Raw genomic sequence first — 1,248 nt, forward strand, 5'->3', positions numbered from 1 at the left:
AGAGATGCTGTCCAACGTTGGGCGGCATGCGCAGGCTCGCCATGTGCAGATTTGTATTGCAGCCGACTCGGCGCACTTAAGTATCCGCGTGTGCGACGACGGGCGCGGCGCGCCGCCTGAGGCCTTTGAGGCCAGCACCGCCTATGGCGTGATGGGCATGCGTGAACGCGCCCGCCAGTTTGGCGGCAGCATAGCGATTGAAAGCCACATCGGCCGAGGATCTTTGTTCCACCTCTCCATGCCACTGAGCCATGCATAACCCTCCCAGCGCAACCATCAGGGTCCTGATTGGGGACGACCACCGCATCGTCCGCGAGGGGCTCAAACAGGTGTTGGCCGACGCGCCGGACATCGAGGTCTGCGCCGAGGCCACCAATGGCGACGAAGTGCTGGCCACGGTGATGGCATTGCACGGCCACACAGGCCTGTCGGTGGTACTGTTGGACATTGCCATGCCAGGGCGCGACGGGCTCGACGTATTGCAGCGTTTGCGGCAGCAATGGCCAGACTTGCCGGTGCTGATGCTCAGCACCTACCCCGAAAAACAATATGCCGTGCGGTGCATCAAACTGGGCGCCGCCGGTTACCTGAACAAAAGCGCTGACCCCGACGACATGCTGGCCGCCGTGCGCAAAGTGGCAGTAGGCGGCGTGTATGTCACCCCCGCCACCGCAGAGGCATTGGCCCGCGCGGTCGGCACAGCAGCAAGCAAATTGGGGCCTGAAGCACTGTCACACCGCGAACACCAGGTGTTTCGCATGCTCATTTCGGGGCATAGCGTAAGCCAAATTGGTGCAACGCTGAACCTGGCATCCAACACCGTCAGCACCTACCGCGCCCGCATCCTGGAAAAGACCGGTACCCGCAACGACGTCGAGCTCGCCCTGTACGCCGAACGGTACGCGCAAAGCTCCAAACCGGCCTGATTTGTAGGGCCAGCCCTACACCGCCTGGGTGTGGCTTCTGCCATTTGTCGACCAACCAGCCGCCTGGCACAAATAGGCGCGCGCCTTGCATAGCTTCAGCATCTTTAACCCAAGAGGCGCACCATGACCAAGCTACCTGCTGATCCGACCGCAACTCCAACCGCCACGTCCAGTGCCCGCCACGCACCCTATGACGCGGACCGCCCGCTGATGATGCGCTGTAGTTGTGGTCAGAATCACGCGCCGCAGGACCACGCCGCCGCGCTGGAGGTGCAGGCCCAAGCCATGGCAGATAACCACCTGGAAGCCAGCCTGATGAAAG

At 62.5% G+C, this 1,248-nt stretch carries 2 protein-coding genes and 1 pseudogene; all 3 read left to right on the forward strand.

Features of this window, described 5'->3' with window-relative positions:
* On the forward strand, positions 1-259 hold a 259-nt coding region (locus AC097P_RS24175), incomplete at its 5' end, for a sensor histidine kinase (RefSeq protein ID WP_479612965.1).
* Positions 252-926 (forward strand): response regulator transcription factor, encoded by a 675-nt coding sequence (locus AC097P_RS24180; RefSeq protein ID WP_479612966.1) that lies wholly within the window; start codon positions 252-254, stop codon positions 924-926. The genes AC097P_RS24175 and AC097P_RS24180, both read left to right, overlap by 8 nt.
* A gap of 123 nt (positions 927-1,049) precedes the next feature.
* Positions 1,050-1,248, forward strand: a pseudogene (locus AC097P_RS24185) (nitrate ABC transporter substrate-binding protein); the annotation flags it as partial.

The organism is Rhodoferax sp. ZS1R8 (assembly GCF_056521325.1).